Origin of the sequence: Methylomicrobium lacus, assembly GCF_041897535.1 — a bacterium.
GTDB classification, from domain to species: Bacteria; Pseudomonadota; Gammaproteobacteria; order Methylococcales; family Methylomonadaceae; genus Methylomicrobium; species Methylomicrobium lacus_A.
The window spans coordinates 2131031-2157427 of record NZ_CP169217.1; the positions used below are offsets into that span (position 1 = coordinate 2131031).

Below are 26397 nucleotides of genomic sequence, written 5' to 3' on the forward strand. Positions count from 1 at the left end.
CAGCCGACACCTTCAATCCGCGACGCCCGAAACCCGGCTGCTCAGGGCGCCGGCCGCCATGATCATCGGCGACAACACCGGACTGAACGGCGGCGAGTAAGCCAGATCGGCATTCTCCAGATCATGACAGGTCAATTTGCCGAGCAAGGCGGTCGCCGCAATATCGATCATCTTGTCCGCCTTGCCCGGACCGATCACCTGAGCGCCGAGCAGGCGGCCATCCCGGCGATCGGCAATCAATTTGATAGTGACCTCCCGGCCGCCCGGATAATAACGAGCCCGATCGCCGCGCCTGAGCAACACCGAGACCGGCTCGAAGCCCTGCGCGCGCGCCGCCTGCTCGGACAATCCGGTCATCGCGACATTCAGCTCGAAGGCCTTGAAGATCGCGGTGCCGAACACGCCCGGAAAATGCGCATTGCCGCCGGCCGCGTTTTCGCCCGCGACCCGTCCCTGCAGATTGGCGATATCGCCGAGCGGCACCCACGTCGGCTGCCCCGATACCCGGTCGATCGTCTCGGCGCAGTCACCGGCCGCGAAGACTCCCGGAATGTTCGTTTGCATCCTTGAGTCGACCGCAATCGCACCGGTCTTACCGAGCGCAATGCCGGCGGCCATCGCAAGTTCGGTATTCGGCCGCACACCGATCGCGATCACGACCAGGTCGGCCGGAATGACTTTGCCGGATTCGGTCACAACCGCGATGACCCGGCCGTTTTCACCCTGCAATTTACTGAGACCATCGCCGAGGATCAATTCAATATCCTGTTCGACTAACTGATCATGCACCAGTTGCGCCATCTCGGGATCAAACTTCGGCAGAATACGCGGGAATTTCTCGATAAGGGTCGTTTTGATATTCAGTTCGTGAAAGGCTTCGGCGAGCTCCATGCCGATATAGCCCGCGCCGACGATCACCGCCTTTTGCGGCCGCAGCGTATCGAAAATGGCCTTGAACCTTGCCAGATCGCCTATTTTTCGCAAGGTCAGCACGCCGTCGAGATCGATGCCTTCCACCCGAGGCACGATCGGCAACGCGCCGGTAGCCACGATCAGACGGTCATAAGCGATGCTTTCTTCGCTTTGATCCTGTAGATTGCGCACCCTCATCCGCCGGTTTGCCGCATCCAAAGCGACAACGCGACGGCCCGTCTCGACCCGAATGCCGTCTTTGGCGAATTCTTCCGGCGTCCTGATCACCAGTTTATTTTGATCCGTAATCGTACCGCCGATCACATAGGGCAGGCCGCAAGCCGAATAGGCCACTTCGGCCTCGTCCTGAAAAACGATGATTTCCAGATCGGGATTCACCCGCTTGGCTTTGGCCGCCGCCTTGGCCCCGGCCGCCACACCGCCTATGATCACGATGCGCATGTCATTCCCCTTTTCTGATCAAATGACTCGTGGATGAATGCCCAGCCATTCGCCCTGCCCGGCAAAAAATGCCGGCTCGCCGCCGCTGTGCAAAAAAATCACGTTTTCGCACGCATCAAACACACCGCTATCCAGTCCATGCAGAAAACCCGCCATCGCCTTACCGGTATAAACCGGATCGAGCAAAAGGCCTTCGAAGCGAGCCGCCAGTTTAATCGCGTTCGCGCCTTCGGGACTCGGAATGCCGTAGCCCGGCCCGATGAAGCCGCCCTGCACCGGCGCATCCATGACCGAGAAGCCGAATTCAGAGCCCAGCCATGCCGCCGCCTGATTGGCCAAACGAGCTATCTGCACGCCGGCTTCCTTCGGATCGCGGCTGACGCTGTAGCCGATGATTCGCCAATTCAGATTCAGTAACTTCGTTCCGAGCAGCCAACCCGCATAGGTGCCGCCGGAGCCGACCGCGATCACGATCGCATCCGGACTGATTGCAAGTTCCAGGCATTGCCGGTACGCCTCGCACACGGCCAGTACGTGACCCAGAACGCCCATCATGCAGGCGCCGCCGCGCGGAATCGGATAAGGGCGTCTGCCGCTTCTGCGCATGCGGTCCGCTATGGTTTCTATCGCGCCATCCACGCTCGCCCTGTCGTCGTTCTGCGTGAAATGAACCTGCGCATCCAGCATCGTAGTGACACGATAATTGCCGTCGATGTTCGGCGGCGGCTTACCCCAATAGACGGCGATGCAGTCGAGCCCTGCGAATGCCGCCACGAAGGCGGTCGCGCGCACGTGATTGGACTGCACGCCGGCGCCGGTGATCAAGGTATCGGCTTCAACCTTTAGGGCATCGGCCAGCATCACTTCCAGGCCCCTAATCTTATTGCCGCCGAGCGCGAAGCCGATCAAATCGTCGCGCTTGACCCAAAGTTTCGGACCGGACTGCATCGCGGATAAACGGTTGAAGGACTGCAAAGGCGTAGGATAGGCCGCCAGTCTCTGGCGCGGGATTTTCTTTTCGATGTGGCGGGCCACATCGAGACGCTCCGCGGCAGTCATTGGGAGTTTCACGATGACTGCCCCGATAGATCGATTGAAGCGATCACCCGCTCGACCATCTCCGCACAATGCCCAGTACAGGAGCCGAGATCGAACAGCGCATCGATCTCGGCCGCCGGCAACAGACCGGTAATGGATTGATCCTTGTGTAATGCCTGCCGCAGATGCATTCCATGTTCATAAGCGCGCATGGCGATTTCATAAACTGCTCGATGCGCGCTTTGCTTGCCGATCTTTTTCGCCAACGCCAGCATCACCCGTTCGCTGTAAATCAGGCCTCGGCTGGCGTCGATATTCGCCAGCATGCGCTGCTCGTGCACCTCGAGTTCAATCAAAAGAGTCTTCAACAAGTCCAGCGCCTTGCCGGCCGCCAGCGTGGCGTCCGGAATGATCGCCCACTCGCCCTTCCAGGAGCGACCGTCGCGCTCATGACTGTGCACCAGATTTTCGGCCATGTGCGCGGCATGATGCCGAACGACTCGAGACAGTGTGCCGAGATGTTCCGAAATTTCCGGGTTGCGTTTTTGCGGCATCGTGATGCTGCCGACCGCGCCCTCGGTAAAACCTTCGCTGAGCTCGCCGATTTCGGGCCGCTGCAACTGCACGATTTCCTGACCGATCCGGTCGCCGGTCGCGGTGATCAGCGCCAGCGTATTCAGCCATTCGGCAAGACGGTCGCGGCTGCTGGTCCAGGAGATCGTGGGAGACTGTAAGCCGAGGCGTTGCAGAAACGCTTGCTGCAACGCCAGCGATGCCGGTCCTAATGACGACAGGCTGCCGACGCCGCCGGCCAATTGTCCGACACAGAGTCTCGGGCCGAGTTCGACAAGGCGCCGGCGGTGACGGTCCAGTTCGTCCAGCCAGCAGGCGGCCTTGAAACCGAAGGTGATCGGCAGGCCCGGCTGCCCATGCGTTCTGCCGCACATCGGCGTATCGCGATGGCGGACGGCAAGATCGCTCAAAGTGCGTTCGATCGCGCAGACTTGCTCGATAAAATGTTCCCGGACCCGCACCAAAGTCCGCATCGTCTGGGTATCGGTAATATCCTGTACCGTCACGCCATAGCAGACCCATTCGCCGCCTTGGGGTTCGAGCCGCGACTTCAAGACGTTGATGATGCCGAGCAGCGAGTGGTTCGTTTTCGCGAAGCCTTCACCGGCCTCTCGCAGGAAAGCCTCGTCGATCTCGATATGCGCGTGGCATGCCTCGATTTGCCTGGCCGCCTCGACCGGAATCAAACCGAACTCCGCCTGCACGGCCGCCAATACCGACATGATTTCGAGCCAGCCCTTGATTTTATTCTGCTCGGCGAATAGCGCACGCATTGGCGGCGTGCTCCAGGCCGAGCCGTAAATCGTCGAATCGCTGATATGCACCGAATCGATCATGTTGCGGCCAGCGCCTCGGCGAGCATCAGAAGTTCCTTTTCCTTGTCTTCAAGGTAGGCGAGACTCTGGAGGGCTTGCTCCCGATAGCCGGTGAATCGGGCCGAACAGTCGTTCAGCATAGTCTCCATGCTGCGCATTGAAGTGCCGCCGGCCTCCTGCCGGGATTCAATCGCATGCAGGGGATCGAGCGCTTTTTCGAATTGCGCGCGGGACAATTCGATGCGCCGTCCAAAGCGCTGTTCGCAGGCGGCGCTAATGATGTCGGGAGACAATGCGCTGAGACTTTGCCCTTGAAACTCGCTGGCCAGGAATCCGACCAGTTGATGCGCGACCCGAAAATCGAGACCGCATTCGAGCACCAGCGTTTCGGCAAGATCGGTCGCGAGCGTCCAACCGGTCTCGATAAGTTGCCTGCCCCTGTCGGCTTTGAACGTCAAGTGTTCGAGCACCTCGGCCATCAGCTCGCTCACTTCAGTCGCCTGCCGGACGGCTTCGGGCAGTTCGCCGTAAACCAGCAAGCGGTTATCCGACTGACCGCTCGGCGTTCTGGAACTTGCGGTCACGGTCGTACTCAGACCGATCATCTTGTTCGCGAAGGCCCTGACATGCGTCAACGCAAACGGATTTTTTTTCTGCGGCATGATCTTGCTCGCGCGCGCATGGCGATCGTCAAGCTCGATCAACCCGAACTCCTGCGTGCTGAAAATCTGCAGGTCTTCGGCCAAGCGGCTCAAGGTGATGCTGCTGGTATTGAGTATCGAGACGCCGTTGATGCACACATCGGCCTGCCACATCGCGTCGCGGGCATGCTCGATCACGCCGGCAAAACCGAGGAGTTGCGCCGCTTGCTGCCGGCCTTGCGGAATCAGGGAGCCATTGGTGCTGCCGCAGCCGACCGGGCTGAGGTTCAATTGGCCTAACAGCAGATCGAGCCGTTCGAGGTCCCGGAGCAGGGGATAGGCGAAGCTCAGCAGATAATGCCCGAACGTGGTCGGCTGCGCCGCTTGCAGGTAGGTGTAGTCCGGCATGATCGAAAGCCGGTGGATCATGGCCCGTTCGACCATCAGACCGCCCAGTTTGCTCAACGCGAATTGATAGTCCAGCAAAACCCTGCGCATCACGATCACGAATGCAGTCGTGATCGCTTCGCGGCGGGCACGTCCGGCGCCGAGCCAGCCGACTGCGGCGCTGCGTTCGGTCAGCCAGGCCTCGCGGTTGGTATAGAGGTCGCCACGCTCGGGGCCTAGTACAAAATCGTCCGGTTTCTTTTGCAGTTCCAGCAATGCTGCCAGCAATGCGCGTCCCTCGGTTTCGGGAATCGTCTTCAGTTCGAGAGCAACGAGGGTCTGCGCGATGTCGGTGATACCCAATGCATCGAACAGATGCAGTTGCTGAGCGAGTTCCGAAGCAAACACCGAATTTACCAATAACTCGGAAGGAGGGACCTTCAGGCGGGCGCCTATTTCGAGCACTTGCTGCGGGAGTGGTTCCGCCTGATGCCGGGCTGTCATGATGATCTCAATTTTAACAAGAGGAATAACTACGGTTTGTCCTGCTCCACCGCATTCGGATCCCAGAAGCCGGTGCGCACCAGTTTATCGGAGACCCGATTCAGCGTATCGAAGCGCAAGCCGTTACGCAGCGCCTCGACCGCGAGGATCTGATCCGGGCTGATATTGCCGAGGCCGACATTCACGCCGAATTTTTCGATGAAATTGACCTGCTGCGCCTTCAGCGGCGCCTCCCAGATCAACGCATCGATTCTGGAGCCGAGCAATTCGACGAGCCTTTCGACCTCGAAACCCTCGACATTGCCCGCCTCGTCAAAAACGCCGACGCCCTGGCCGCACTCCCTGCCTTCAAGAATCACCCAGGCCGCCCCCCACTCCAGATCCTGCACTATCTCGTCGGCGAGTTGATCGGCGGTCGGCTGCCGCTTCGGATCTTTCTTGCCGACTTCGGTGATAGGAATCAAGCCGGCATTCAGCGCGCACTCGATGATGCGGCGCCGTCTGAAGCGAGGAATCGGCAGGGTGCCGTCCGAAATTTCGACCGCCTGAAAGCCGAGCGCCTTCGCATGCGTCATGTAGACCCGGCAATGCATCTTCAGCATCGCCACCTCAAGCAGGGTCCCGCCCGGAAAAGTCAGGATATTGTGCTCGGCCAACAGGCGCAATTTTTCCTGTAATCGGGCTTTCTCGACAAAAACCGAGGTGCCGAACGCGAACTTCCAATGATCGATATACGCGCCCGACATCTCCAAAATGCTTTGCGTTTCGAACAGCCCCTTGCCGACATCCATCACCATCGTGCAGCCGGTTTTGCGCGGCTTCGCGCTGCGCGCCTCGCGCACGCCGGTAATGATATTTTCCCAGGCCAGTTCAGACATCGCCGCCGTCTCCGGTTAATTCGCGCAGGGCTCTTTCGATCATCGGCAAATCGGTACCCCAGGGCACGATCATCCGCTGGCCGTCCCGTTCAATATCGTATTCGAGTAGACAGCATTTCAGCAGTGTCAGTTGGTTATCGGGCGCGGTCAGCTTGCGCGGGCACATTTCGACGCGCGGCGGCTCATCGCCGTAATAATACCGGTGAAATTGCAGGCTCCGCTCGCAGCCGAGCAAAGTCCAGTTTTCACGTTGTTTCGGCCGCTCGTCCAAAAAATAGACCGGCGCGCCGAGTTCGTTCAGACCGCCCGAACGGCAGGGTACCAAGTACGCGTCCGGGCTTACGGTAGCAGCCAGATCGCGCAAATCGATCGTGACCGGCTCCAGTACTATCGGCGGCAAATCGGCATAGCCCAGCACCTGTTCAACCATATGCAGCAACTTGGGCGGATGGGGCGGCACGACTTCAACCACGCGCAGACGCAGAGGATTCGGCCGATGAATGATGTTGACATGATCGAACGTGCCGATCACGATCGCGGTTTGCTTGGGGGTGACCCCGTGCTTAACCGCGGTAAGGGCAAGCGCCGAACGGTTGGCGGGGTCGGTATCGGGATCTTCGATCAAGATGCAATCGGCGGGCAGACCGAGTACTTCAACCTTCTCTGCCCTCGTAAACAGGCTGTCCGATCCAGACCGCTGCACCGCCGCGACCGCATAGTCACGATTCGGGCCATGCAGGATCACGATATCGGTTCGGCGGTAAACTTCCCGACTCAGCAAATAACGCTCGATCGCATCCGCCGTCATCGGACCTTCATACGGCTGAAAACTGACGCAGCGGTAAGGCAACGGCACGAAGTTCTCCCGCTGTCTTAATTGACCGACCTCGAGGATGCCGCCGTTCGTGTTTGCCATCCGCATGCTCCTACAACTCGAATTCGCGGGACTGATCGTCAAGGCTGAGTTCCCGGCGGTGAACCTGCATCGGGTCCAGACGGCGGATCAGCTCAATCATGCCCGGCTCGGGCAAACGCGCGTTCGCAAGATCAGCGGCGACCGGAAAATCAAAGCCGGTGTTCTCGGCGACAAGCGCCGCCGTGGTATCGGGATAAACCGCATTCAGCCTGGCATGACCGGTTGCGTCGAAATCGAAAACGCCGAGATCGGTCACGATGCAGTCAGGCCCCTTGCCCCGGTACGGCAGTTCGGAACGCGGCCTGCCGTCGGCGCTGCGATGCCCGACGCTGGTCACGAAATCGCAGCGCTCGACCAGCCGAAAGCGGCGCCGTCCTTGTTGATCCGGAGGCGCACGGTGCGCCGCGGTCCAGATCGTGATATGGCCCGCATCGCAGGACAGATTGCAGCCGCCGCCACCGCCCGGCAGCTTCAGCTTCAGATGGCCGGCATCGCCAAGCCGGGTCACATTCACATTACCCCAAGGGTCGATCTGCAGCCCGGATAAAAACATCCGCCCCATCCGTCCGCTTGCGGCCAGATCGAACAGTTCCTCGATATTCAAGTCGCATTCGGCGCCGAGGCTCATCGCGAAATCGTTCGAGGTTGGCGTCAAAAACAGGGGGCTCGGATTGACCGCATAGGTCGCGCCCGCCACCAGTACCAGATTAGGCGCATGGCTGCGCTTGGCCAGATGCAGCGCAAGCTGTACCAGGGGCGAGCCGAAACCGTGGAATGCCAGAATGCCGTCTTCGATAGTCAATGCGATCTGATAGATCATCAATTCGCCGAGCGTGCAGGTGCGGATTGGCTCAGTCATAGAGGCTCCTCCACTGCTCGGCGCTCTCGCGCCATGTTACCAGCCGGTGCAAGCGTTCACGGCCGCCTATCGCCTCCAGATAAACCTGATGATCGGGACATTGACTAACGAACGGTTTCAGATAGTTTTCCCGAAAAGACTCGGCACCTTGCCTGGCTTGATCGTAGTAATAATGCGTATGCTGCCGGTCATAGGCATAGTTCGGATAGCACGAGGTCGGGTGCGCGCCGTACCGAACCTCACAGACCGCGGTCACGTAAAAATAAGGGATCGTGACGCCTTTTTCAGCGAGGTCTTCATGCTCGATGATCTCTTCGACCGTCACAATCACTTTGCGGGATGCTTTCGCGAATAGGATATCGGCCACCGGCGGCCCTTCGATGTGCAGGTTGCCGTGGCGATCCGCGAAATGCGCATGCAGGAGCGCCACATCGGGCTGCAATGGCGGCACCAGCACGAGCTTGTCGCCGGTATAAGGACAGATCATCGTTTTGAATTCGGGATGCAGTGCCTCATAGCCCGTCCCCTGCACCGAGCGAATCGGCATGAACGGCAGCCCCGAGATCGCGGCGCGCAATTGCTGCACCAGCGTATAGCAGCAGTTGTCCTCGACCTGGACATCGCCGGATTCACAGGCGCGCCGGTAATTCGGCGCCATGCCGAAATCCTGTTCGAAACCGACATAGGATTCGCCGCTCGCGGCCACGACGCCGGCGCCGCACAGCATGTCGATATCGATGCCATGGGCGGAGCCGACTACTTTGAGTCCCTTGCGGCCCTGCCGAATCAGTTCACGCAAGGCGGCCATCGGTTCGCGCCAGGACAGGCCGCCACCGACAGCAACCACATCGCCGTCCTTCACCTGAACGACGAGTTCGGACAACGAACAACGCTTGTCGGTTTGCGTGAACATGGGCGGCTCCGGTTAAGCCACTCCGAGTTCCTTACGGACGATCTTCGCGCCTTCGACCAGTGCGTGCAGTTTGTCCTGGCAAATGTAACGCTGCAGCAGAATCAGACCGCAATCGGTCGTGACGCCCAATTGCTCGGCCGGCACCACGGTCAGTAACTGCCGAATCTTCGCGGCGACCTGCTCGGCCGTTTCACAGACGGTACTTTTGACGTCGATCACGCCGGCCCAGAACATCATGTTTTTCGGAATCGGATGCTCCTTCAGGATTTCCAGGCCCGAATTCTCAAAGGGCAGACGGCCGATGCCCTCGATATTGAAGACGTCGATGTTGGCCTGGTAGGATTTCGGCACGACCGACGAAGTCGGATTCGGTTTTTTGGCGTTTTGCGCGCGCAGGGTCAGGTCGAAAACCTCGCCCGCCGATGCGGTTTCATCCGGGTAATAGGCAGGCGTCCCACCCCAGTTGCCCCAGCAGATATGGCAGACGATTTTCGCATGTTTGACGCCGGCCACCGCGCGATTGAATGCTTCGATCGCCCAGTCTTCATAGAAATAAGGCCAAGTGAATTCGTCGAGTTGAATATAATCGACGCCCAGTGCGTCGACTTCCAGAATGTCTTCGTTGATCGCCTTCGCAATGTCCATCGCGCGGTCGCGACTGTTCGAGTAATGCAGGTCGTTCGTACACTGCGCCAACACCTGCACACCGGTGTACTGCACCTTGACCGGTTTGTCGGTCGCCCGCCTCAACGCCCGCGCCTGCTCGACCATGATCTGGCCGCGGCGTTTGATTTCCTGGGTCACGGTCGCCGAATGCAGCCGGCTGTAGATCGGAAAGCCCAAATGCTTGCCCGACAGATCGTAGCCGAGCCGATCAAAGTAGTAATACAGCGCCTGATCGGCATAATTGTCGCCGTGCAGCCTGCCGTCCGCGATGATGTCTAGGCCTGCCTTCAGTTGATCGGTCACCAGCGCGGCGGTCGCATCCTCGAGCGCTTCCCGGACCAGCGCATCGGGCGGCTGCCTATCGCCTTTGAAATGCCTCGCAAACGTTGCGTCCCACCATCTCGGATTCGGATAGTTGCCGACCATGCTGGTTGGAATCAATACCTTATTCTTATTCATAGCTTGCTCCCAATGTTCTGAATGACATTCGATCGCTCACCGCGTGAATCCAGTAAAAAGCATTCCTCTGTTCAATCCGATTGCGCGCCCAGAGATCGTCAGTTGAAAGTATCACAGTTATATTTTGACCCATATAGGTATAAATACCTATGCAGACTTGCCACTCACCTCACTCAATAGCCTCCGCAGCAGGGGCAGCCCTTGCCGTGAGGCTTTTCGAGCGGATGAAAATCGCTCGGCCGCTCGCCGATCGGTTCGGCCGCGCGGCTCCCGCATTCGGAACAGACCCAAATCTCCGGAACTTTGGCGCCGTTCAGCACCAGACTTTGAAACTGGTGTCCGCAATCGGGACACTTGAGCAGATAAACGGGCATCCCCCCTCCTGAATCAATATACCCCGGCTAAATGACACAAAGCAGGGCGCATGTCTCCCCTCTACCGGTATACACCCAACGTCGCGCGGCCGGGTTAGCGCGAATACTTCTGCCAATGACTTTGAAACAGCGCCTGCTCGTCGAATGTTCGTGGCGCAATCGGCCGCGACACCCAGGTCAGATTGATCATGTGCCGGGCATTCACATTTTCGGTCGTGATGTTGCCGCCCCAGGTGCCGCAACTCAGGCTCAGTGTGTAGGGCAGGCCGTTGCGCGGGCTGCCCGCGCCTTCGTTCAGATTTTGATTGACCATGACCCGGGCGGTCTTGGTTCGCATCGCCAACTCCATCACATGCGCCTCATTCGCGGTATGGATGCCGCAGGTATGACCCTGCCCCTGATAGGACGTGATCGCATTGACCTCGGCAATCGCATTGTCGATGCCGTCCCGGTAACGGTACAAGGCCAGCACCGGCGACAGCTTTTCGCCCGAAAACGGAAAATCCGGTCCCGCGCCGCTCTCTTCGACAATCAGAAAGGTACAATCATCGGGCACCTGAATACCCGCCAGCCCCGCAATATGCCGCGCCGATTTCGCGATCACCAGGGCGCTCGGAATATGAACCGAAGGGTCCGGCCACATCAGCGCCTGCAATTTGGACTTTTCCTCGTCCGTACAAAGATGGCCTCCGGCCTGCCGCAACTTGCTAAGCAGCGTCTGATAAATCGACTCCTGCGCGACGACCGCATTATCGGCCAGGCAGCTGGTCGCATGATCATGGCGCTTGGCGGCCGCAATCATGGCCGCCGCATCGTCCAGATCGGCGGTTTCATCGACGACATGCACGCTATTGCCGACGCCGACGCCATAGGCCGGCGTTCCGGAACTGTAGGCCGCCTTGACCATCGCCGCACCGCCGGTCGCCACGATCAGATCGGCCAGTTGCATCAAGCGCTGGGTTTTCGCAAGAGAGGGTTTTTCGATCACCTGCACCAGGTCGGCCGGCGCGCCGACCTGCATACAAGCGGTGCGCATCAGTTGCACGCTCAATTCGGTGGTTTTCTGCGTTCTCGGATGCGCGGCCACGATGATCGCATTGCGTCCCTTCAAGGCCAGGAGTGTTTTCAAGGGCGGCGTCGCATCAGGACCTGTCGTCGGAATCAGCGCGGCGACCACGCCAACCGGTTTGGCGATCTTGACCAGGCCTTTTTCGGGAATTTCCTCGACCACCCCGACCGTTTTGACCGTCAGGATGTCCGCCAAGGTGCCCATGCAGCGGTTGCGAATCTTGGTGACCTTGTCGTTGTAATTGCCGAAGCCGCCTTCATCGACCGCCTGTTTCGCAAGTTGCTCCGCATGATCAGTGCGCACGACGGCCCAGCAAACCGCCTTGACCAGGTCATCGACCTGCGCCTGTGAATAGCCTTCTATCCGTTGCTGCGCTTTCCGCGCGCGGTCAATATAACCCGCAATCTGATCCGCATCGTGTTCTGTCGTACTCGTCATCAATGCACACCTCCCGACTTCGGCCTCAAGGGGACGCGTAAAAACTGGCGAAGTACATTCGCCACGCTCGAACTGTACCACTCTGCATAACTCTGTACAATCTAAATTTGCGCCGCACCGACTTTCAAGCAAACAACGCCCTTTCCGAAAGACTATGCCGGATTCCGGATCAAATCCGCCGCCTTCTCGGCGATCATGATCACCGGCGCATTGGTGTTGCCGCTGACGATGGCCGGCATCACCGAAGCGTCCACGACGCGCAAGCCGTCAATGCCGTTAACGCGCAAGGCCGGGTCGACGACTGCCGAAGCGTCCACGCCCATCCGGCAGGTGCTGGTCGGGTGCCATGTGGTCGACGCGGTCCGCCGCACAAAAGCAGCCAGGCCCTCATCGTCCCGAATGTCGGTGCCCGGCGACAATTCTACGCCGCGAATCTCGTCGAAGGCGCCGGCATGAAGAATCTTCAAATTCCAGCGGACGCCCGCGACCAGACAGCGCAGATCATCGGAATCGCTGAAATAGCAAGGATCGATGCGCGGCCTGTCCAACGGGTCTGCGGAAGCCAGTGTAATCCGCCCCCTGCTGCGCGGCCTGTTCACATAGGCGGTCAGCGCGATGCCGTGACGCGTCGGCGTTCCTGCCTCCGGATAGTCGGGCGTCAAATTGCCGAACAAAAACAATTGCAGATCGGGATAATCGACATCCGGCCGGCTTTTGACAAAGCAACCGGCTTCGAGAAAATTCGAGGCCAGCGGCCCGATTTTTTCACGCTCGTATTGTTGTTGCGCGAAGGCTTTCTGGCTCGGAGGCAGCGGCGCGAAGGTCAACGGTTGGAGAAGTTCGGAGCGCACTCTGGCATGGATATGGTCCTGCAGATTCTTGCCGACCTCCGGCGCGTCATGCAGAACCTCGATGCCCAACGCTTCAAGCTCCGAAGCCGGCCCCACCCCTGACAACATCAACAGCTGCGGCGAGCGCAGGGCGCCGGCAGCAAGAATCATTTCGGCGCTGGCATAGGCCTGTTCAATTACGCCATTGTGCAAATATTGCACGCCGATTGCGCGCCGGCCATTGAACAGCAACTTGGTCGCACGCGCATGACTGATCACGGTCAGATTGACGCGTGAACGCACCAGATGCAAATAGGCCTTCGCCGTGCTACAGCGTTCGCCCTGGGCTATCGTGCACTGCAAGGGACCGCAGCCATCCTGACGTTCGCCGTTGAAATCGGGATTGAAGGCGATGCCGGCTTCCTGCGCGGCAGCAAGGTAGCGTTCGGTGACCGGGCTTAAAGGAATGTGACTGGAGACACGCAGCGGCCCGGATGCTCCATGGAAGCGGCCCTGAAAGGTGTCGTTGGTTTCGGATTTGATGAAATAGGGCAACACATCATCATAGCTCCAGCCGGCATTGCCGAGACTGGCCCAATAATCATAATCGCTGCGGTTGCCGCGGATATAGATCATGTAATTGATCGAGCTCGAACCACCGAGCGCCTTGCCTTGCGGCAAGAAGATGCGCCGGTTGTGCATTGCCGCCTGCGGCTCAGTCCTGTCGCCCCAGTCGTAGGGGCTGTCCTGCAACTCGCCAAAGCGCGCCGGCGTCTGGATCGCCGCCGCCGCATCCTCGCCGCCGGCTTCGAGCAGCAGCACACGGCAGCCCGGATCCTCGCTCAGCCGGCCGGCAAGTACACAGCCGGCCGAACCTCCGCCAATGATGATGTAATCCACGATCGGTCTGGGCATGATCGACACCTCGCATCGAGATTATCTGGCCTATACATTTTTCAATGCATAGGGCCGTAAGCCCACATCTAAAAGGGCTCCATCCACTGACGGAATAACCGCTAAAACCAGCCAAGCAGCCGCGAATATGCCCGAAAGATAAGCGCCCGTCGTTAATAAGGATTGACCGGAGCCAAATTATTTTGTTCATCGAATTCCTTCTCGATATCGAATTGCTCATGTTCCTTGTCTTGCGGAACCTTGCCATCATGTATCAGGTATTCTCGCTGCTGGAAATACGCGTTCTTGAAGAAATCGTAACGGTCCACCGCCGCCTCGGTCGCGATTTTTTCGTTGCTCAGATTGTCGGCCCGCGTATCGGCCGCATTAACCCCAAAGAGCCCGCCGGAAATTGCGGTAGAGACACCGGAAGACACGCCCAAGCCCACATAACTGATAGGATTCATCGCCGCATCGCCGACCAAACCGCCTATGCCGCGCGGTGAACTGGGCCCGAACAACGGCAAGACCAGATAAGGTCCGCTTGACAATCCCCAATAACCCAGGGTCTGATCGAAATCTTCGTTATGTTTCTGCAAGTCGATCATCGAAGCGACATCGACGAAACCTGCGACGCCGGCCGTCGTATTAACCAGAAAACGTGCCCCGTCCTGACCGCTCTGCACGACCTTCCCTTGCAGCAAATCATTGATGGTCACGCCAATATCACCGAGATTGCTGAAAAAGTTAGTGATGCCGCGATCGACGAACGTCGGCGTGATCCATTGGTAACCTTTCGCGACCGGCTTCATCACATAATCATCGAGGCCATCGTTGAAGTCCTGCACGTCCCGATTCCAGCTTTCATACGGATCCCTTTTATCCAGGGACGTCGTCGCGCAGCCGGCCGCCAGAGCCGCGAGACCCAATACCGCACACTTCGTTAACTTTTCAAACTTTCGCATTTCACTCACTCTCGAATTCGTCAAGGTTCCAATACCAGTAAACTGCGCGTAACATATCACAAATGTGGTGACTCTTCGAGCCTCATAACGACAACCTACCTACCCAATTAATTCCGCCCACCCTATCTTAAACGCATCTTAATGAACTCCCCATCAATCCCCCTCGACCGACGCTTTAGAGGCTACCTGCCGGTCATTGTCGACATCGAAACGGCCGGCTTTAATCCGAAGAAAAATGCCTTGCTCGAAATTGCGGCGGTGATCGTGGAATTCAATGCCGACGGCGACCTGGAGATCACCGAACGCTATTCGGCGCACGTGATTCCGTTCAAAAATTCCGAACTCGATGAAGCCGCGCTCAAATTCAACGGCATCGATCCCTATCATCCGTTTCGGATGGCGATCGACGAGGACGAAGCGCTGCATATGATTTTCCGGCCGATCCGCCATGCGATCAAACGCAATCTGTGTACCCGCGCGATTCTGGTCGGCCACAACCCGGCCTTCGACCTGAATTTTCTGAATGCGGCGATACAGCGCACGCAGAACAAACGCAACCCGTTTCATCCGTTCAGCACCTTCGACACGGCCACCCTAGGCGGGCTCGTCTATCAGGAAACGGTGCTGGCCAAGGCGGCCAAGGCCGCGGGACTCGCCTGGGACAACGAGAAAGCGCACTCGGCGCTTTATGATGCGGAAATGACCGCGACATTATTCTGCAAGATCGTAAACCGCTGGAAACAGTTGGAAAACCTGATGCCAGCCCCCTAAGCCCCGGCCATTGACGCTGGCTTTAAAAAGCCCGTATGATGGGATACTTTCGTCAGTCCGGATGCCGCCATGGGACAAGAAATCGCGCTGACCCAATTCGAAGGAGGCGATTTTATCGCCTTCCGTCAGAAGCTTGCTCAGGAAACGGCTTTGCTCAAACAGATGCTCGAGCAAAAAAGCTGTTCGAAACGGCAGCCCGTCGCCGGTTTCGAGATCGAAGCCTGGTTGGTCGATAAGGCGATGCGCCCTGCGCCGATCAATCGGCAGTACCTGGCGACGCTGAACGATCCCCTGGCCAGCGCCGAACTCGCCAAGTTTAATTTCGAGCTGAATTGCGATCCTGAACCGCTGACCGGGGAAGTGTTCGGTCGCCTGCATGCGCAATTGGAGCGCACCTGGCAAAACGCCAGCCGACATGCAGAAAGCATGAACCATAGCGCGCTGATGATCGGCATTCTGCCGACGCTCGCGCAAAGCGACCTCTGCATCGGCAATATGTCCGACATGCATCGCTACAAGGCGTTGAACGAGCAAATCCTGCAGGCGCGCGGCCAGCCGATCCATATCGACATCAGCGGCACGGAGCATCTGAAAGTCGATCATCATGACGTGATGCTCGAAGCGGCGACCACGTCGCTGCAGACTCACATTCAATTGCCGCCGGATCTTGCCCTACATTTTTACAATGCTTCGCTGATCGCCTCCGCGGCGATCGTCGCGGTCAGCGCCAATTCGCCGTTTTTGTTCGGCAAGGAACTCTGGCATGAAACCCGGATTCCATTGTTCGAGCAGGCCGTCGAAACCGGCGGTTTCGCGGACGCGGCGCGGGGACCGCTACACCGTGTCGGCTTCGGCTCAGGCTATCTCAGGCATTCGGTGATCGAATGTTTTGAAGAAAATCTGGCACATTTTCCGGTCTTGCTGCCGGTCATTCAAGACACCGATGCCGAGCTGTTTGCGCATTTACGCCTGCACAACGGCACGATCTGGCGCTGGAACAGGCCCTTGGTCGGCTTCGACCCGGACGGAACTCCGCATATTCGTATCGAACACCGAACGCCCGCCTCCGGGCCGACGCCGCTCGACGCAATCGCGAATGCGGCATTTTATTTCGGTCTGGCGCATAATATTTGCGAGCTGGCGATCAGTCACGGCCTGCCGCTGACCTTTCCGGAAGCGAAGGACAATTTTTATCAGGCCGCCCGCCACGGTCTCGACAGCACGATCGTCTGGTCTGACGGCGCCCGGCATAGGATAACCCAACTCCTGCGCACGGAACTGTTGCCGCGGGCGGCCGAAGGCTTAAAGGCGTTCGGCGTGAACGCCGCCGACATCGACGCTTATTTAGGCATCATCCGCCAGCGCCTCGCAAACAAACAAAACGGCAGCCACTGGCAGCGGCGCTTTGCGAACGAACATCAACGAAATTTTACTGAAATGACGCGGACTTACCTGAAAAACCAGAACAGCGGCAATGCGGTCGGCGAGTGGCCATGACGGATCAACTGTTTGATCAATTGCATACGCTGCCGGCCGGCCTGCTGGAGGCCGACACGATCGATCTGCGGCAAATTTTGCCGAAACCCACGCTGATGCATTTGCCGGGCAAACTGGCGGAACCGTTATTCATCTCGGTGCTGTTGCACGGCAACGAACCGACCGGCTTTTTAGCCTTGCAGCAACTGCTCAAAAAATACAGGCAAAGGGAATTGCCGAGGTCGCTGTCTTTGTTTTTCGGCAACATCGACGCGGCCGCGCAGAATGCCAGGCGACTGGAGCATCAGCCCGATTACAACCGGATCTGGCCCGGCACCGAACTGCCTGCGTCGCCGGAAACGGAGATGGCCGCCGCGGTCTTCGAAGTCATGCGGGCACGTAAAGTCTTCGCGAGCATCGACGTGCACAACAACACCGGCCTCAACCCGCATTACGCCTGCATCAACCGGCTCGATAACGACTTTATGCAATTGGCGGCCTTGTTCGGCCGCTTGGTCGTTTATTTCAAGCGCCCGACCGGCGTACAGTCGGCCGCGTTCGCCGTCTTATGCCCGTCGGTGACTCTCGAATGCGGGCGCCCCGGCCAACAGCACGGCGTCGATCATGCCTTTGAATTTCTGGACAGTTGCCTGCATCTTTCCCAACTGCCGGAACATCCGGTGCATGCCCGCGACATCGACCTGTTCCATACGGTCGCGCAGGTCAAGGTCGCCAACGCGGTTTCGTTCAGCTTCACTCGCAGCGATTGCGATTTACTATTGAACGAAGACCTGGAGCGGATGAACTTTACCGAAATTGCGCCGGGCACGATCTTGGGTCAAGTCCACAGTGCCGCCCTGTCGCCCTTGCTCGCGCAAGATGAACAGGGCAATGACGTAACCGAGCGGTTTTTTGACCTGAGCCTGGGCAATTTACGGATCGCCCGTCGGACAATGCCTTCGATGCTGACCTTGGACGAAGGCGTGATCCGGCAGGACTGCCTGTGCTATCTCATGGAACGCATCCCTCTTCCCGGACATCAGGAATCCCAGCCCGCATGAAACAAAACTTTGCCTTGCATCCGCGTTTGGCGGAAGACTGTATCACGCTCGGCCGCTTCGGCCTGTGCCGGCTCCTGCTGATGAACGACAGCCACTATCCCTGGTTTATTCTGGTGCCGGAAAAGCCCGATTTGACCGAGATCTATCAATTAAGCACAGATGAGCGGATCAGATTGACCGAAGAGTCGAGTTTGCTTGCTGAAACCCTCGCGGACCTGTACCGAGCCGACAAGATGAATATCGCCGCGATCGGCAATCTCGTACCGCAGCTGCACATCCATCATATCGTCAGATACCGGAACGATCCGGCATGGCCGGCGCCGGTGTGGGGAAAATTTGACCGTATGCCGTATACGGAAGAGAAGATCGCCGTGATTCGCGGTCAAATCGATGACCGCTTCAAGGGCTTGTTGAGCGAAATATAGGAAACGGTCTGGAAGGCCGCCCGGACCCACCGGCATGCACCGGTGGGTTCGGAGGTAATAAACGCGTTTTATTGCTTGCCTATCTTCAGCGCCAAGAATACCGGATTGCCGCGGCGTTGAACCAACAATGCAATCGATTTGCCTTCCGGCAGGTTTTTAACGACCTTGTCGAAATCGGCGACGCTTTTGATTACGCTGCTCTGAATCCTCAGGACCACGTCGCCCGGCTGAATGCCGGCATCCTTCGCAGGACCCTTGCCGACATTTTTCACGAGCACGCCATTTTTCGCAACTTCCAGCGCTTCCCGTTGCTCGGCGGTCAATTCGGTCACCGAGATGCCGAGTTTATTGTCGGGCTTGGCTTCGCCTTTGCCGCCGGCATCCGCCAATTTCTCTTCCTGCTCGGGCAGTAAGCCGATTTTGATCGGCACGGTCATCGTCTCACCCTGACGGATCAGCTTCAGTTCCGCTTTGTCGTCGATCGGCGTCATGCCGACCATCGGCGGCAATTCGCCCGAGGTTTCGATCACATGGCCATTGAATTCGGTAATGATGTCGCCGATCTGAATTTCGGCTTTTTCGGCCGGGCTTCCCGGCAACACTTTTGCGACCAAGGCGCCATGCGGACGCTTCATGCCGAACGATTCGGCCAGTTCGCGGGTCACGTCCTGAATCTGCACGCCCAGCCAGCCGCGCGACACCTTGCCCTTGGTTTTGATCTGATCGACCACATTCATCACGACATCCATCGGAATCGCGAACGACAAGCCCATGAAACCGCCGGTCCGGCTATAGATCTGCGAATTGATACCGACGACTTGACCTTCCATGTTGAACAAGGGACCGCCGGAATTGCCGGGATTGATCGCGACGTCGGTTTGGATGAACGGCACATAATTGCCGCCGGGCAGACTGCGTCCTTTCGCGCTGACGATACCGGCCGTCACCGACTGTTCAAAGCCGAAAGGCGAACCGATCGCGAGCACCCATTCGCCGACCTGAAGCTTGTCCGGTGAACCGATCGTCACGATCGGCAAATCCTTGGCGTCGACTTTCAATAACGCGACATCGGTGCGCGCGTCGGAGCCGACCAGCTTGGCGACCAGCTCTCTTCGATCGGTCAACTTGACGACAATCTCGTCGGCGTCCTTCACGACATGATGATTGGTCAGTACATAGCCGTCCGCCGAAATGATGAATCCCGAACCCAACGACTGCGTATCTCTTGGGACAGCATCACCGCCCGGTGCATTGAAAAAGTGTTTGAAAAACTCTTCCATTTCGGGAGGCAAGTCCTCGGGCAGCTGTTGTTCCGGAGGAAGACTGCTGGTTTCCGGAGCCGCCTTTTGGGTAGTACTGATATTGACGACGGCTACACCATTTTTTTTGACCATTTCGGTAAAATCAGGAAGCTGCGCGTAAACATCGTGACCGAACAAAAAGACCAGAAATACTGACCAACCAAGCCTTTTAAGCATAAAACCTCTAATCCCAAATAATAAAATGATCGCCTATCAGCCATTTTGCCGATGATCTGTAGGGCCGGAAATACACAGTAAAAAATTATAAAAAGTCGGTTTAGCTTCGACAAAATCCGCCATACTGGACCGAAGAAAGACTTCAGCGACCGCCGCTTTTGAGACCAATGCCTTCGGCGATCGTTTTGACCGTTAACGGCGGCACTTCACCCATCACCGTTACCTGATAATCATCGAGATTGCGGCTGTAGAAGTTGACCGCGCCGACTGACCTGAGACCCGATTCGATCTCGGGGTTTTTGTTTTCCATATAGACGGAAACCGACGCCAAACCGTCAGTCATCCGCAAATGTTCGACGGGCAAACGGGAATCATGCATCGTCTTGCGCGCAAAATAGACTTCCTTGAAACCGGCCGGCGGATTCGCCACGGTAAACCGCAATGCCTCGGGAACACTCTCTTTGAGCGCTCGATCACGCGACTTGGCGTCCTCCGGATTCACCTCGCTAAAAGGCAAGGATTCCTTGACATGCTGCTCGGTGAAAACGACCTGTTCGAGAAGCGCACCGTTGAGGTCATACACCATGACTTTCAACGGCAAAAACTGCAGCTTTTCAACCCAAATCCGCCGCGCATAGCGGAATTCGTCTTTCGGTCGAATATCGATCACATAGGCCGGAAACATCGCCACATCTTCTTCGCCGGACAGGACAAAATCGTAAAGATGGGCTATTTCGTCTAGAGGGCTTGAAAAATTGACCAAAAACGAATGTTCGAAAGGCCTCTGATCGAACACGACGGTTTGCGTGTCATTGTAACGGCAACTGACTTGATCGCCATTTCTGACGATTTCCCGCAGCGGCGAATTCAACGAGACCAAGCGCTCCTGCTCCCTGCCCAGCGCGGAGGCGTGCGAATATTTCATCGATTCGAGCCTGCCGTTGCGCAAAAACACGACGGTCCCCTCGTAATTGAGCGCTCTCATGGCCTGAACCATATTCGCCAAAATCTGCCTGGCGGTTAACTCGCTGTCTTCGGCAGAGACCGGCCCGATTGAGAAGAAAACTATCAGGAAAAAGCGAACAACCCGAATCATTTTTGACTGTAATGAGTGAGTTTCGCATAGGGCTGAAAATCAGACTGACTATTGGTATAAATACTGCTGTGCGCCTGCAAATAATCGCTGATTTGTTGATTGACTGGATAGGAATTCCGTGGAGTCTTAGTCTCCGCCAATTGCGGGGCGGGTTTGTCCGGCGCCTTGACTGCGGCAACCTGTACAGGGCTGGCCGGTTCTGGACGCTGCGTGTGCGCGACAAACGCGATCACCGCGACAGAGGCCGCCAAGGCGGCGATTTTATGCGAACGCGTAAAGCTTCGGTGGCGACTCCAGCGCCGCGTGGCATTCGGAATCAGGTAAGCCGGCTCTTGCTGAATTCGGCTGCTGACCGATGCCGCGAAGTCGGGCGTTGCCGATATTAACTCTTCATCATTTTTTATGGCTTGCTTGATTGCCTCATAACGGCGCATCTTGCCTGCCAACTCGGAGTGGGTCCGCATTTTTTGTAAGAGACGCAAGGCTTCTTCTTCGGGAAGCTCATCGTCCAGGAATTGAGAAACTTTTTGCATTAAATCTTCGTGCATCGAATATCACCGTCAATCGAGCAGGGGGTTGAGTTTACTATCAATGGCTTCACGCGCTCTGAAAATGCGTGAGCGCACCGTTCCTACAGGGCAATCCATCGCCTGAGCAATCTCCTCATAGCTCATTCCTTCAAATTCCCTCAGCATGATGGCGACCCGCATCTCTTCAGGCAGCTTTGCGATCGCCGTTTTGATCGTCTCGACAATTTCCCGGCTCAGCAGTTCCCTTTCGGGCGTTTCCTGGCCATGCAACTGCGGCAGATTTTCATAGACTTCAGCATCCTGAACGTCTATCTGCATATCGACATTTCGCCTTGATCTGGACATCAGATAATTTTTCGCGGTATTGATTGCGATCCGGTATAGCCAGGTATAGAAAGCACTTTCGCCGCGGAAGCTGCCCAGCGCCCGATAGGCCTTGATAAAGGCCTCCTGCGCGACATCTTGCGACTCGCTAGGATCTTTAACATAGCGATTGACCAATTGAACGATTTTATGCTGATACTTGATCACCAAAAGATCATACGCGGACTTGTCGCCCTGCTGTACCCGCAATACCAGGTCCTCGTCCAGTTGTTCGCTCGCCCTAGAATGACTCTTCACTTGTGTTCTTGGATGGTAGAATGGACAGAATTAAACCGCATTAGTTCTGCTATGACAAAAAAAATTGCTATCACGGCAAAAACCGCTATTATCCATGATGCTTGCCAACTAAGCCAGTCCGGCCCTTAAGCTGGCACCGATTTATCCTTGCGACACCGCATTTCCAGAGTATAGGCCGTTGATTAATACCCGCTTCAATCTGAATTCCTTGCTGTTTCCCAAGCGCGGCAAGCCCCTCGCTCAACGCCTGACACCTTTTCCGCACATCTTCCTTTAATTCCAGATGCACAATTCAGTCAATCACCCTGATGTTCTCATCGTCGGCAGCGGCGGCGCTGGCTTAAGTTTAGCCTTAAAACTGGCCGAACATGGAGTCAAAATCGCGGTGCTCTCGAAATTCGCTCTCACCGAAGGCAGCACTTTTTACGCACAAGGCGGCATCTCCGCGGTGTTCGACGCCGAAGACTCGATCGAATCGCATATCGAGGACACCCTGGACGCAGGCGCCGGCCTTTGCGATCCGGACATTGTCAGATTGACCGTGACGCACGGCAAAAGCTCGATCAACTGGCTGCGCAGCCAGGGCGTGGTATTTACCGGGGAAGAAACCGAATCCGGCGAATTCAAACTGCACCTGCACCGCGAGGGCGGCCATTCGCATCGGCGCATCGTGCATACCGCCGATGCGACCGGCAAAGCCGTATCCCTGTCCCTGATCGAACGCGCGCGCGAACATGCCAATATCGAGCTTTTAGAAAACCATAACGTGGTCGAACTGATTACCGGCCCCTGCGCGGATAGCGCCAGCCCGATCGGCAGGCGCATTCTCGGCGCTTATGTGTTGGACACCCAAAAACAAAAGGTCAGAACGATCGCGGCGCGCGCGGTGGTGTTGGCGACCGGCGGCGCGAACAAGGTCTATCTTTACAGCACCAATCCGCAAAGTTCGACCGGCGACGGCATCGCACTGGCCTGGCGCGCGGGCTGCCGGGTCAGCAACATGGAATTCATGCAGTTCCACCCGACCTGCCTCTATCATCCCGAGGCGCGCGCCTTTTTGATCAGCGAAGCGGTGCGCGGCGAAGGCGGCAAGCTGATCCTGCCGAACGGCGCGCCGTTCATGCAAAACTACGATCCGCGCGGCGAGCTGGCGCCGCGCGACATCGTCGCCCGCGCGATCGATGCCGAGATCAAAAAGCGCGGCATCGACTGCGTCTACCTGGACATCAGCCATAAGCCCGAAACCTTCATCCGCGAGCACTTTCCGACCATTTATCAACAGTGCCTCGATTACGATATCGACATCACTAAGCAGCCGATTCCGGTCGTGCCGGCGGCGCATTACACCTGCGGCGGCGTGCTGACCGACAGCTATGCCCGCACCGACATCGCCAATCTGTACGCGATCGGCGAGGTCGCCTGCACCGGATTGCACGGCGCCAACCGAATGGCCAGCAATTCATTGCTCGAATGCCTGGTGTTCGCAGAGCGTGCGCATATCGACCTGGTCAAAAAGCTGCCAGAGATCGCCCCGCCGCCTCTGCTTCCTGCCTGGGATGAATCGCAAGTTAGCGATTCAGACGAAGAAGTCGTCGTCTCGCACAACTGGAACGAGCTCAGGAATTTCATGTGGGACTATGTCGGCATCGTCAGAACCGACAAGCGCCTGCACCGGGCGCGAAACCGCATCGAACTGCTCAAAAAGGAAATCGCCGAGTATTACGGCAATTTCCGGGTCACCAGCGACCTGCTCGAACTGCGCAATCTGGTGATCGTCGCCGAGTTGATCATCCGTAGCGCGATGCTGCGCAAGGAAAGTCGGGGACTGCATTACACGCTGGATTATCCGGAACTCGATGACAGCCAGCCGCCGCAACCTACGATCCTGACGCCGGTCAAAATCGAGGGGCGTAATACTTATGAAATGCCCGAAATGAACGGCTAACTTCCGACGAATTTATTCAAACACACGCGTTAGCGGTCAGGCTGCGCGGAGCGTAGCCCGGCCTACCTGTTCAACAACGTCTCGACCTCATGCGCCGCATGATCACAATCCATCGTGGTTTTCACGACTTTTCTCTGCAGCAACAGACTGGCGCCTAAGCCGTCAATATCCCTAGCGACATACTCGTTGAGCGGTCTGCACACTTCTTGCATATGCTGCTCGGACTGCATAATGACATCGAGATTGCTGCCTTCGTCCGCATCCATCAGCATCATCACCTCGCTGGTCATCCGATTCTGAAAACGAAATACCTCTTCGACATAGTGCGCAAACACTTCCTTAGTCATGCCGGTATCGCCAATCCCACCGCTACTCGATAGTGCGCAACCGGACAACAGCGCGACAGCCGGAACCAAGACAAAACTTCGATGAGAATATAGCGACTTCATAATATCGGACTTCAATGCGAACGGACAGAGCTTGCGCCCCACTCAAAAGGATCAATATACACGAAATTGCATCTTGAACGGACGCAAAAACTCGACCGAGCGCGAACTGCCTCGCTCCAGGCCTCCCCCGCCGCCTACTCGATAAGTTTTACGCCTCGTACAATTCTCCGCGCGCCCCTCTCACCCCGCCTTCGCAAACAAAATACCTTTAATATTTGTTCCGTTTTTTGTATCATCGTAACAATACGCTCTCTTTTCAGCGCCCTCCCCTGAATTGAAGACGACAGTTATTTAGCCGCTCGCTTTAACGATTAAACTAATTAATACCCAGAGGAAGCCTGCAAAGCGCACCGCAACAAACCGGTAACAAGGCAGATGCACTCGCCCATGGGCTTTCAGAGTTTGAACAGCAAGGGGAGTTCCATAAAAATGAGCCTTAAGACATGGAAGCAAGCTGTTGGCTTTTTATACCCAGAATAATAAATTTAACAAACCGGTGTGAAGACAATGACTGAAAAGACTGTAAGCAAATACCTGGCAAATCTGGAAAAATATTTCGCCAGCGACAGCCCGATTTTACAAAAAACCTCCAAAGTCTTTCATGAACTCGATCAACTGGAATTCGACCTCGGCCTGATCGATGCGGATGAAACCACCGCGACTAAAAGTTCCTGGTGGCCGATCGTGACCTTGATCGGCGGCAATTCGAACGCCAAGTCGAAATTCATGAACGGTTATTTCGGCTCCGATTTGCAGTTGACCGGCCTGCAAACCTCGCATAACAAATTTTCGGTGCTGCTACACAACAACCAGACCAGCCCGACCACCTTGCCCGGCACCGCGCTCGATGTCGATCACCGCTTCCCGTTTTATCATATCAGCCACAAGATAGAACAATTGCAGCCCGGCGAAGGCAGCCGCGTCAACGCCTATCTGGAGCTTAAAACGCTGCCGAGCGACCGCCTGAAAGGCAAGCTGTTCATCGAAGCCCCCGGCATCGGCGCGACGCCTGCCAACGCGGTCACGTCTTTTCTGATCACTTATGCGATCGAAAACTCCGATACGGTGTTCATCTTTACCGATGCCTTCGAGTCGCCGTCGCCTTTGCTGGATCATTTGATTACCCAAATCCAATTGCACCAGGATACCAACAAGCTGGTCTATCTGATCGATGCGCCGGCCGCGTTGAATGCCGCCAGAACCGGTGAGATCATCTCGACCTGGCAGCGGCGCCTGGCCGATCTCGGCATTTCTTCGGGCCAGTTCATGATTTTGCCGAGCCAGGAGGGAGGCTTCATCCCGCAGGCAGGCAAAACCGATTTCAGCCTGATCGACCAACGCCTCGCCAATGTCGGCTACGACCGGACCTACCGCGTGCTGCAGGCGCTCGAGGACAACATTGCCGAAATCGACAACGTGGTGATCCCTGAAGTCAAAAAAGGCCTCGCCACCTGGAAGGAGAGGGTCAATATGTCCAGCCTCCTGGTGCTCAGCCTGTTCATCGTGCTGGCCTTGTTTGCCGAAATCAACACCGGCATCGTCCTGGCCACGCTGATCGATCCGATTTTAGGCCCTATCACGATTCTCGTGCTGATCGCGATCATGACGCCGATCCACCTGATCTTCAGCCGGCTACACGCGAAGCTGATCATCGCGCAATTGAACAGCCGCCAAAAGGAACTGAACCTGCTCGAAAATCTGGCCGGCATGTTCGAAAAAAACCTGACTTTTTCGCGCATGATGCTGCCGGTTTCCGAACCGGCTCTCTGGAACAAGAAAACCAAGAACCGGCTGACCCAATTGACCGGCAAAGCCAAGGATCTGGTGCAATCCTTGAACGATACGTTCAGCACCTACAATGCGCAGCTTTTCGACGTTTTCGCGGACAGCAAGGGCCCCAAGGAACTGCCATAAACCTACTTCTCCGGCCGCTAGCGCATAACGGGTCCGAC

Annotated in this window: 24 protein-coding genes; 6 read left to right on the forward strand and 18 right to left on the reverse strand. The window is 57.0% G+C overall.

Annotated features, from left to right (window positions below; all coding sequences use genetic code 11):
• Positions 1–12: 12 nt before the first annotated feature.
• From ACEPPP_RS09295 to ACEPPP_RS09355, 13 genes are all read right to left on the reverse strand, one after another.
• Positions 13–1374 carry an FAD-dependent oxidoreductase gene (locus tag ACEPPP_RS09295; protein WP_374090805.1) on the reverse strand — a complete coding sequence of 454 codons (1362 nt, stop codon included), beginning with the start codon at positions 1372–1374 and terminating at the stop codon, positions 13–15.
• Positions 1375–1392: 18 nt separating this feature from the next.
• On the reverse strand, positions 1393–2445 hold the full coding sequence (locus tag ACEPPP_RS09300; protein ID WP_374090806.1) for a 1-aminocyclopropane-1-carboxylate deaminase/D-cysteine desulfhydrase: 1053 nt from the start codon (positions 2443–2445) through the stop codon (positions 1393–1395).
• Positions 2442–3821, reverse strand: a complete 1380-nt coding sequence (locus tag ACEPPP_RS09305) for an adenylosuccinate lyase family protein (protein WP_374090807.1) — start codon at positions 3819–3821, stop codon at positions 2442–2444. The genes ACEPPP_RS09300 and ACEPPP_RS09305 overlap by 4 nt, the downstream gene beginning before the upstream one ends.
• Positions 3818–5332 (reverse strand): lyase family protein, encoded by a 1515-nt coding sequence (locus tag ACEPPP_RS09310; protein WP_374090808.1) that lies wholly within the window; start codon positions 5330–5332, stop codon positions 3818–3820. The genes ACEPPP_RS09305 and ACEPPP_RS09310 overlap by 4 nt, the downstream gene beginning before the upstream one ends.
• A 29-nt stretch (positions 5333–5361) precedes the next feature.
• The gene (locus tag ACEPPP_RS09315; RefSeq protein WP_374090809.1) at positions 5362–6210 is read right to left on the reverse strand and encodes a phosphosulfolactate synthase; all 849 of its coding nucleotides are present in this window, start codon (positions 6208–6210) and stop codon (positions 5362–5364) included.
• Positions 6203–7126, reverse strand: coding sequence for a hypothetical protein (locus ACEPPP_RS09320; protein ID WP_374090810.1), 924 nt, complete (start codon positions 7124–7126; stop codon positions 6203–6205). The genes ACEPPP_RS09315 and ACEPPP_RS09320 overlap by 8 nt, the downstream gene beginning before the upstream one ends.
• Positions 7127–7136: 10 nt before the next feature.
• Entirely contained in the window at positions 7137–7985 is an 849-nt protein-coding gene (locus tag ACEPPP_RS09325) for a CoA transferase (RefSeq protein ID WP_374090811.1), read from the reverse strand.
• Positions 7978–8898 (reverse strand): CoA transferase subunit A, encoded by a 921-nt coding sequence (locus ACEPPP_RS09330; RefSeq protein WP_374090812.1) that lies wholly within the window; start codon positions 8896–8898, stop codon positions 7978–7980. The genes ACEPPP_RS09325 and ACEPPP_RS09330 overlap by 8 nt, the downstream gene beginning before the upstream one ends.
• A 12-nt stretch (positions 8899–8910) precedes the next feature.
• The gene (locus ACEPPP_RS09335) at positions 8911–10023 is read right to left on the reverse strand and encodes a cobalamin-independent methionine synthase II family protein (RefSeq protein ID WP_374090813.1); all 1113 of its coding nucleotides are present in this window, start codon (positions 10021–10023) and stop codon (positions 8911–8913) included.
• Between the two features lie 173 nt (positions 10024–10196).
• Positions 10197–10397, reverse strand: a complete 201-nt coding sequence (locus ACEPPP_RS09340; RefSeq protein ID WP_374090814.1) for a zinc ribbon domain-containing protein — start codon at positions 10395–10397, stop codon at positions 10197–10199.
• 94 nt (positions 10398–10491) lie between these two features.
• Complete coding sequence (locus tag ACEPPP_RS09345; protein WP_374090816.1) at positions 10492–11904, reverse strand: aldehyde dehydrogenase family protein; 1413 nt, start codon at positions 11902–11904, stop codon at positions 10492–10494.
• 152 nt (positions 11905–12056) lie between these two features.
• Positions 12057–13649 carry a GMC family oxidoreductase gene (locus ACEPPP_RS09350; RefSeq protein WP_374090817.1) on the reverse strand — a complete coding sequence of 531 codons (1593 nt, stop codon included), beginning with the start codon at positions 13647–13649 and terminating at the stop codon, positions 12057–12059.
• Positions 13650–13801: 152 nt separating this feature from the next.
• Positions 13802–14593, reverse strand: a complete 792-nt coding sequence (locus ACEPPP_RS09355) for a VacJ family lipoprotein (RefSeq protein WP_374090819.1) — start codon at positions 14591–14593, stop codon at positions 13802–13804.
• Between the two features lie 141 nt (positions 14594–14734).
• On the opposite strand from ACEPPP_RS09355, the gene rnt reads away from it, so the two are divergent.
• The 4 genes from rnt (at position 14735) to ACEPPP_RS09375 (ending at position 18326) form a co-directional block, all read left to right on the forward strand.
• The gene (gene rnt / locus ACEPPP_RS09360; protein ID WP_374090821.1) at positions 14735–15364 is read left to right on the forward strand and encodes a ribonuclease T; all 630 of its coding nucleotides are present in this window, start codon (positions 14735–14737) and stop codon (positions 15362–15364) included.
• A gap of 69 nt (positions 15365–15433) precedes the next feature.
• A complete protein-coding gene (locus ACEPPP_RS09365) occupies positions 15434–16861 on the forward strand; it encodes a glutamate--cysteine ligase (RefSeq protein ID WP_374090822.1) in 1428 nt (475 codons plus the stop codon).
• Positions 16858–17901, forward strand: coding sequence for a M14 family metallopeptidase (locus ACEPPP_RS09370; protein ID WP_374090824.1), 1044 nt, complete (start codon positions 16858–16860; stop codon positions 17899–17901). The genes ACEPPP_RS09365 and ACEPPP_RS09370 overlap by 4 nt, the downstream gene beginning before the upstream one ends.
• Complete coding sequence (locus ACEPPP_RS09375; protein ID WP_374090825.1) at positions 17898–18326, forward strand: HIT domain-containing protein; 429 nt, start codon at positions 17898–17900, stop codon at positions 18324–18326. Before ACEPPP_RS09370 ends, ACEPPP_RS09375 begins: the two co-directional genes overlap by 4 nt.
• Before the next feature lie 68 nt (positions 18327–18394).
• Here ACEPPP_RS09375 and ACEPPP_RS09380 read toward each other — a convergent pair whose 3' ends face one another.
• From ACEPPP_RS09380 to rpoE, 4 genes are all read right to left on the reverse strand, one after another.
• Positions 18395–19804, reverse strand: coding sequence for a DegQ family serine endoprotease (locus ACEPPP_RS09380; RefSeq protein ID WP_374090827.1), 1410 nt, complete (start codon positions 19802–19804; stop codon positions 18395–18397).
• Between the two features lie 142 nt (positions 19805–19946).
• Positions 19947–20789 carry a MucB/RseB C-terminal domain-containing protein gene (locus ACEPPP_RS09385; RefSeq protein WP_374090829.1) on the reverse strand — a complete coding sequence of 281 codons (843 nt, stop codon included), beginning with the start codon at positions 20787–20789 and terminating at the stop codon, positions 19947–19949.
• Between the two features lie 107 nt (positions 20790–20896).
• Positions 20897–21433 (reverse strand): sigma-E factor negative regulatory protein, encoded by a 537-nt coding sequence (locus ACEPPP_RS09390; protein ID WP_374090830.1) that lies wholly within the window; start codon positions 21431–21433, stop codon positions 20897–20899.
• A gap of 27 nt (positions 21434–21460) precedes the next feature.
• Entirely contained in the window at positions 21461–22051 is a 591-nt protein-coding gene (gene rpoE / locus ACEPPP_RS09395; RefSeq protein WP_374090831.1) for an RNA polymerase sigma factor RpoE, read from the reverse strand.
• A 283-nt stretch (positions 22052–22334) separates the two neighbouring features.
• Here rpoE and nadB point away from each other — a divergent pair, with 283 nt between their 5' ends.
• A complete protein-coding gene (gene nadB / locus ACEPPP_RS09400) occupies positions 22335–23996 on the forward strand; it encodes an L-aspartate oxidase (protein ID WP_374090833.1) in 1662 nt (553 codons plus the stop codon).
• 62 nt (positions 23997–24058) lie between these two features.
• On the opposite strand, the gene ACEPPP_RS09405 is transcribed toward nadB, so the two are convergent.
• A complete protein-coding gene (locus tag ACEPPP_RS09405; RefSeq protein WP_374090836.1) occupies positions 24059–24445 on the reverse strand; it encodes a hypothetical protein in 387 nt (128 codons plus the stop codon).
• A gap of 507 nt (positions 24446–24952) precedes the next feature.
• Between ACEPPP_RS09405 and ACEPPP_RS09410 the strand changes: the two genes are divergently transcribed.
• Positions 24953–26359, forward strand: coding sequence for a hypothetical protein (locus tag ACEPPP_RS09410; protein ID WP_374090838.1), 1407 nt, complete (start codon positions 24953–24955; stop codon positions 26357–26359).
• The last annotated feature ends 38 nt before the right edge of the window (positions 26360–26397 follow it).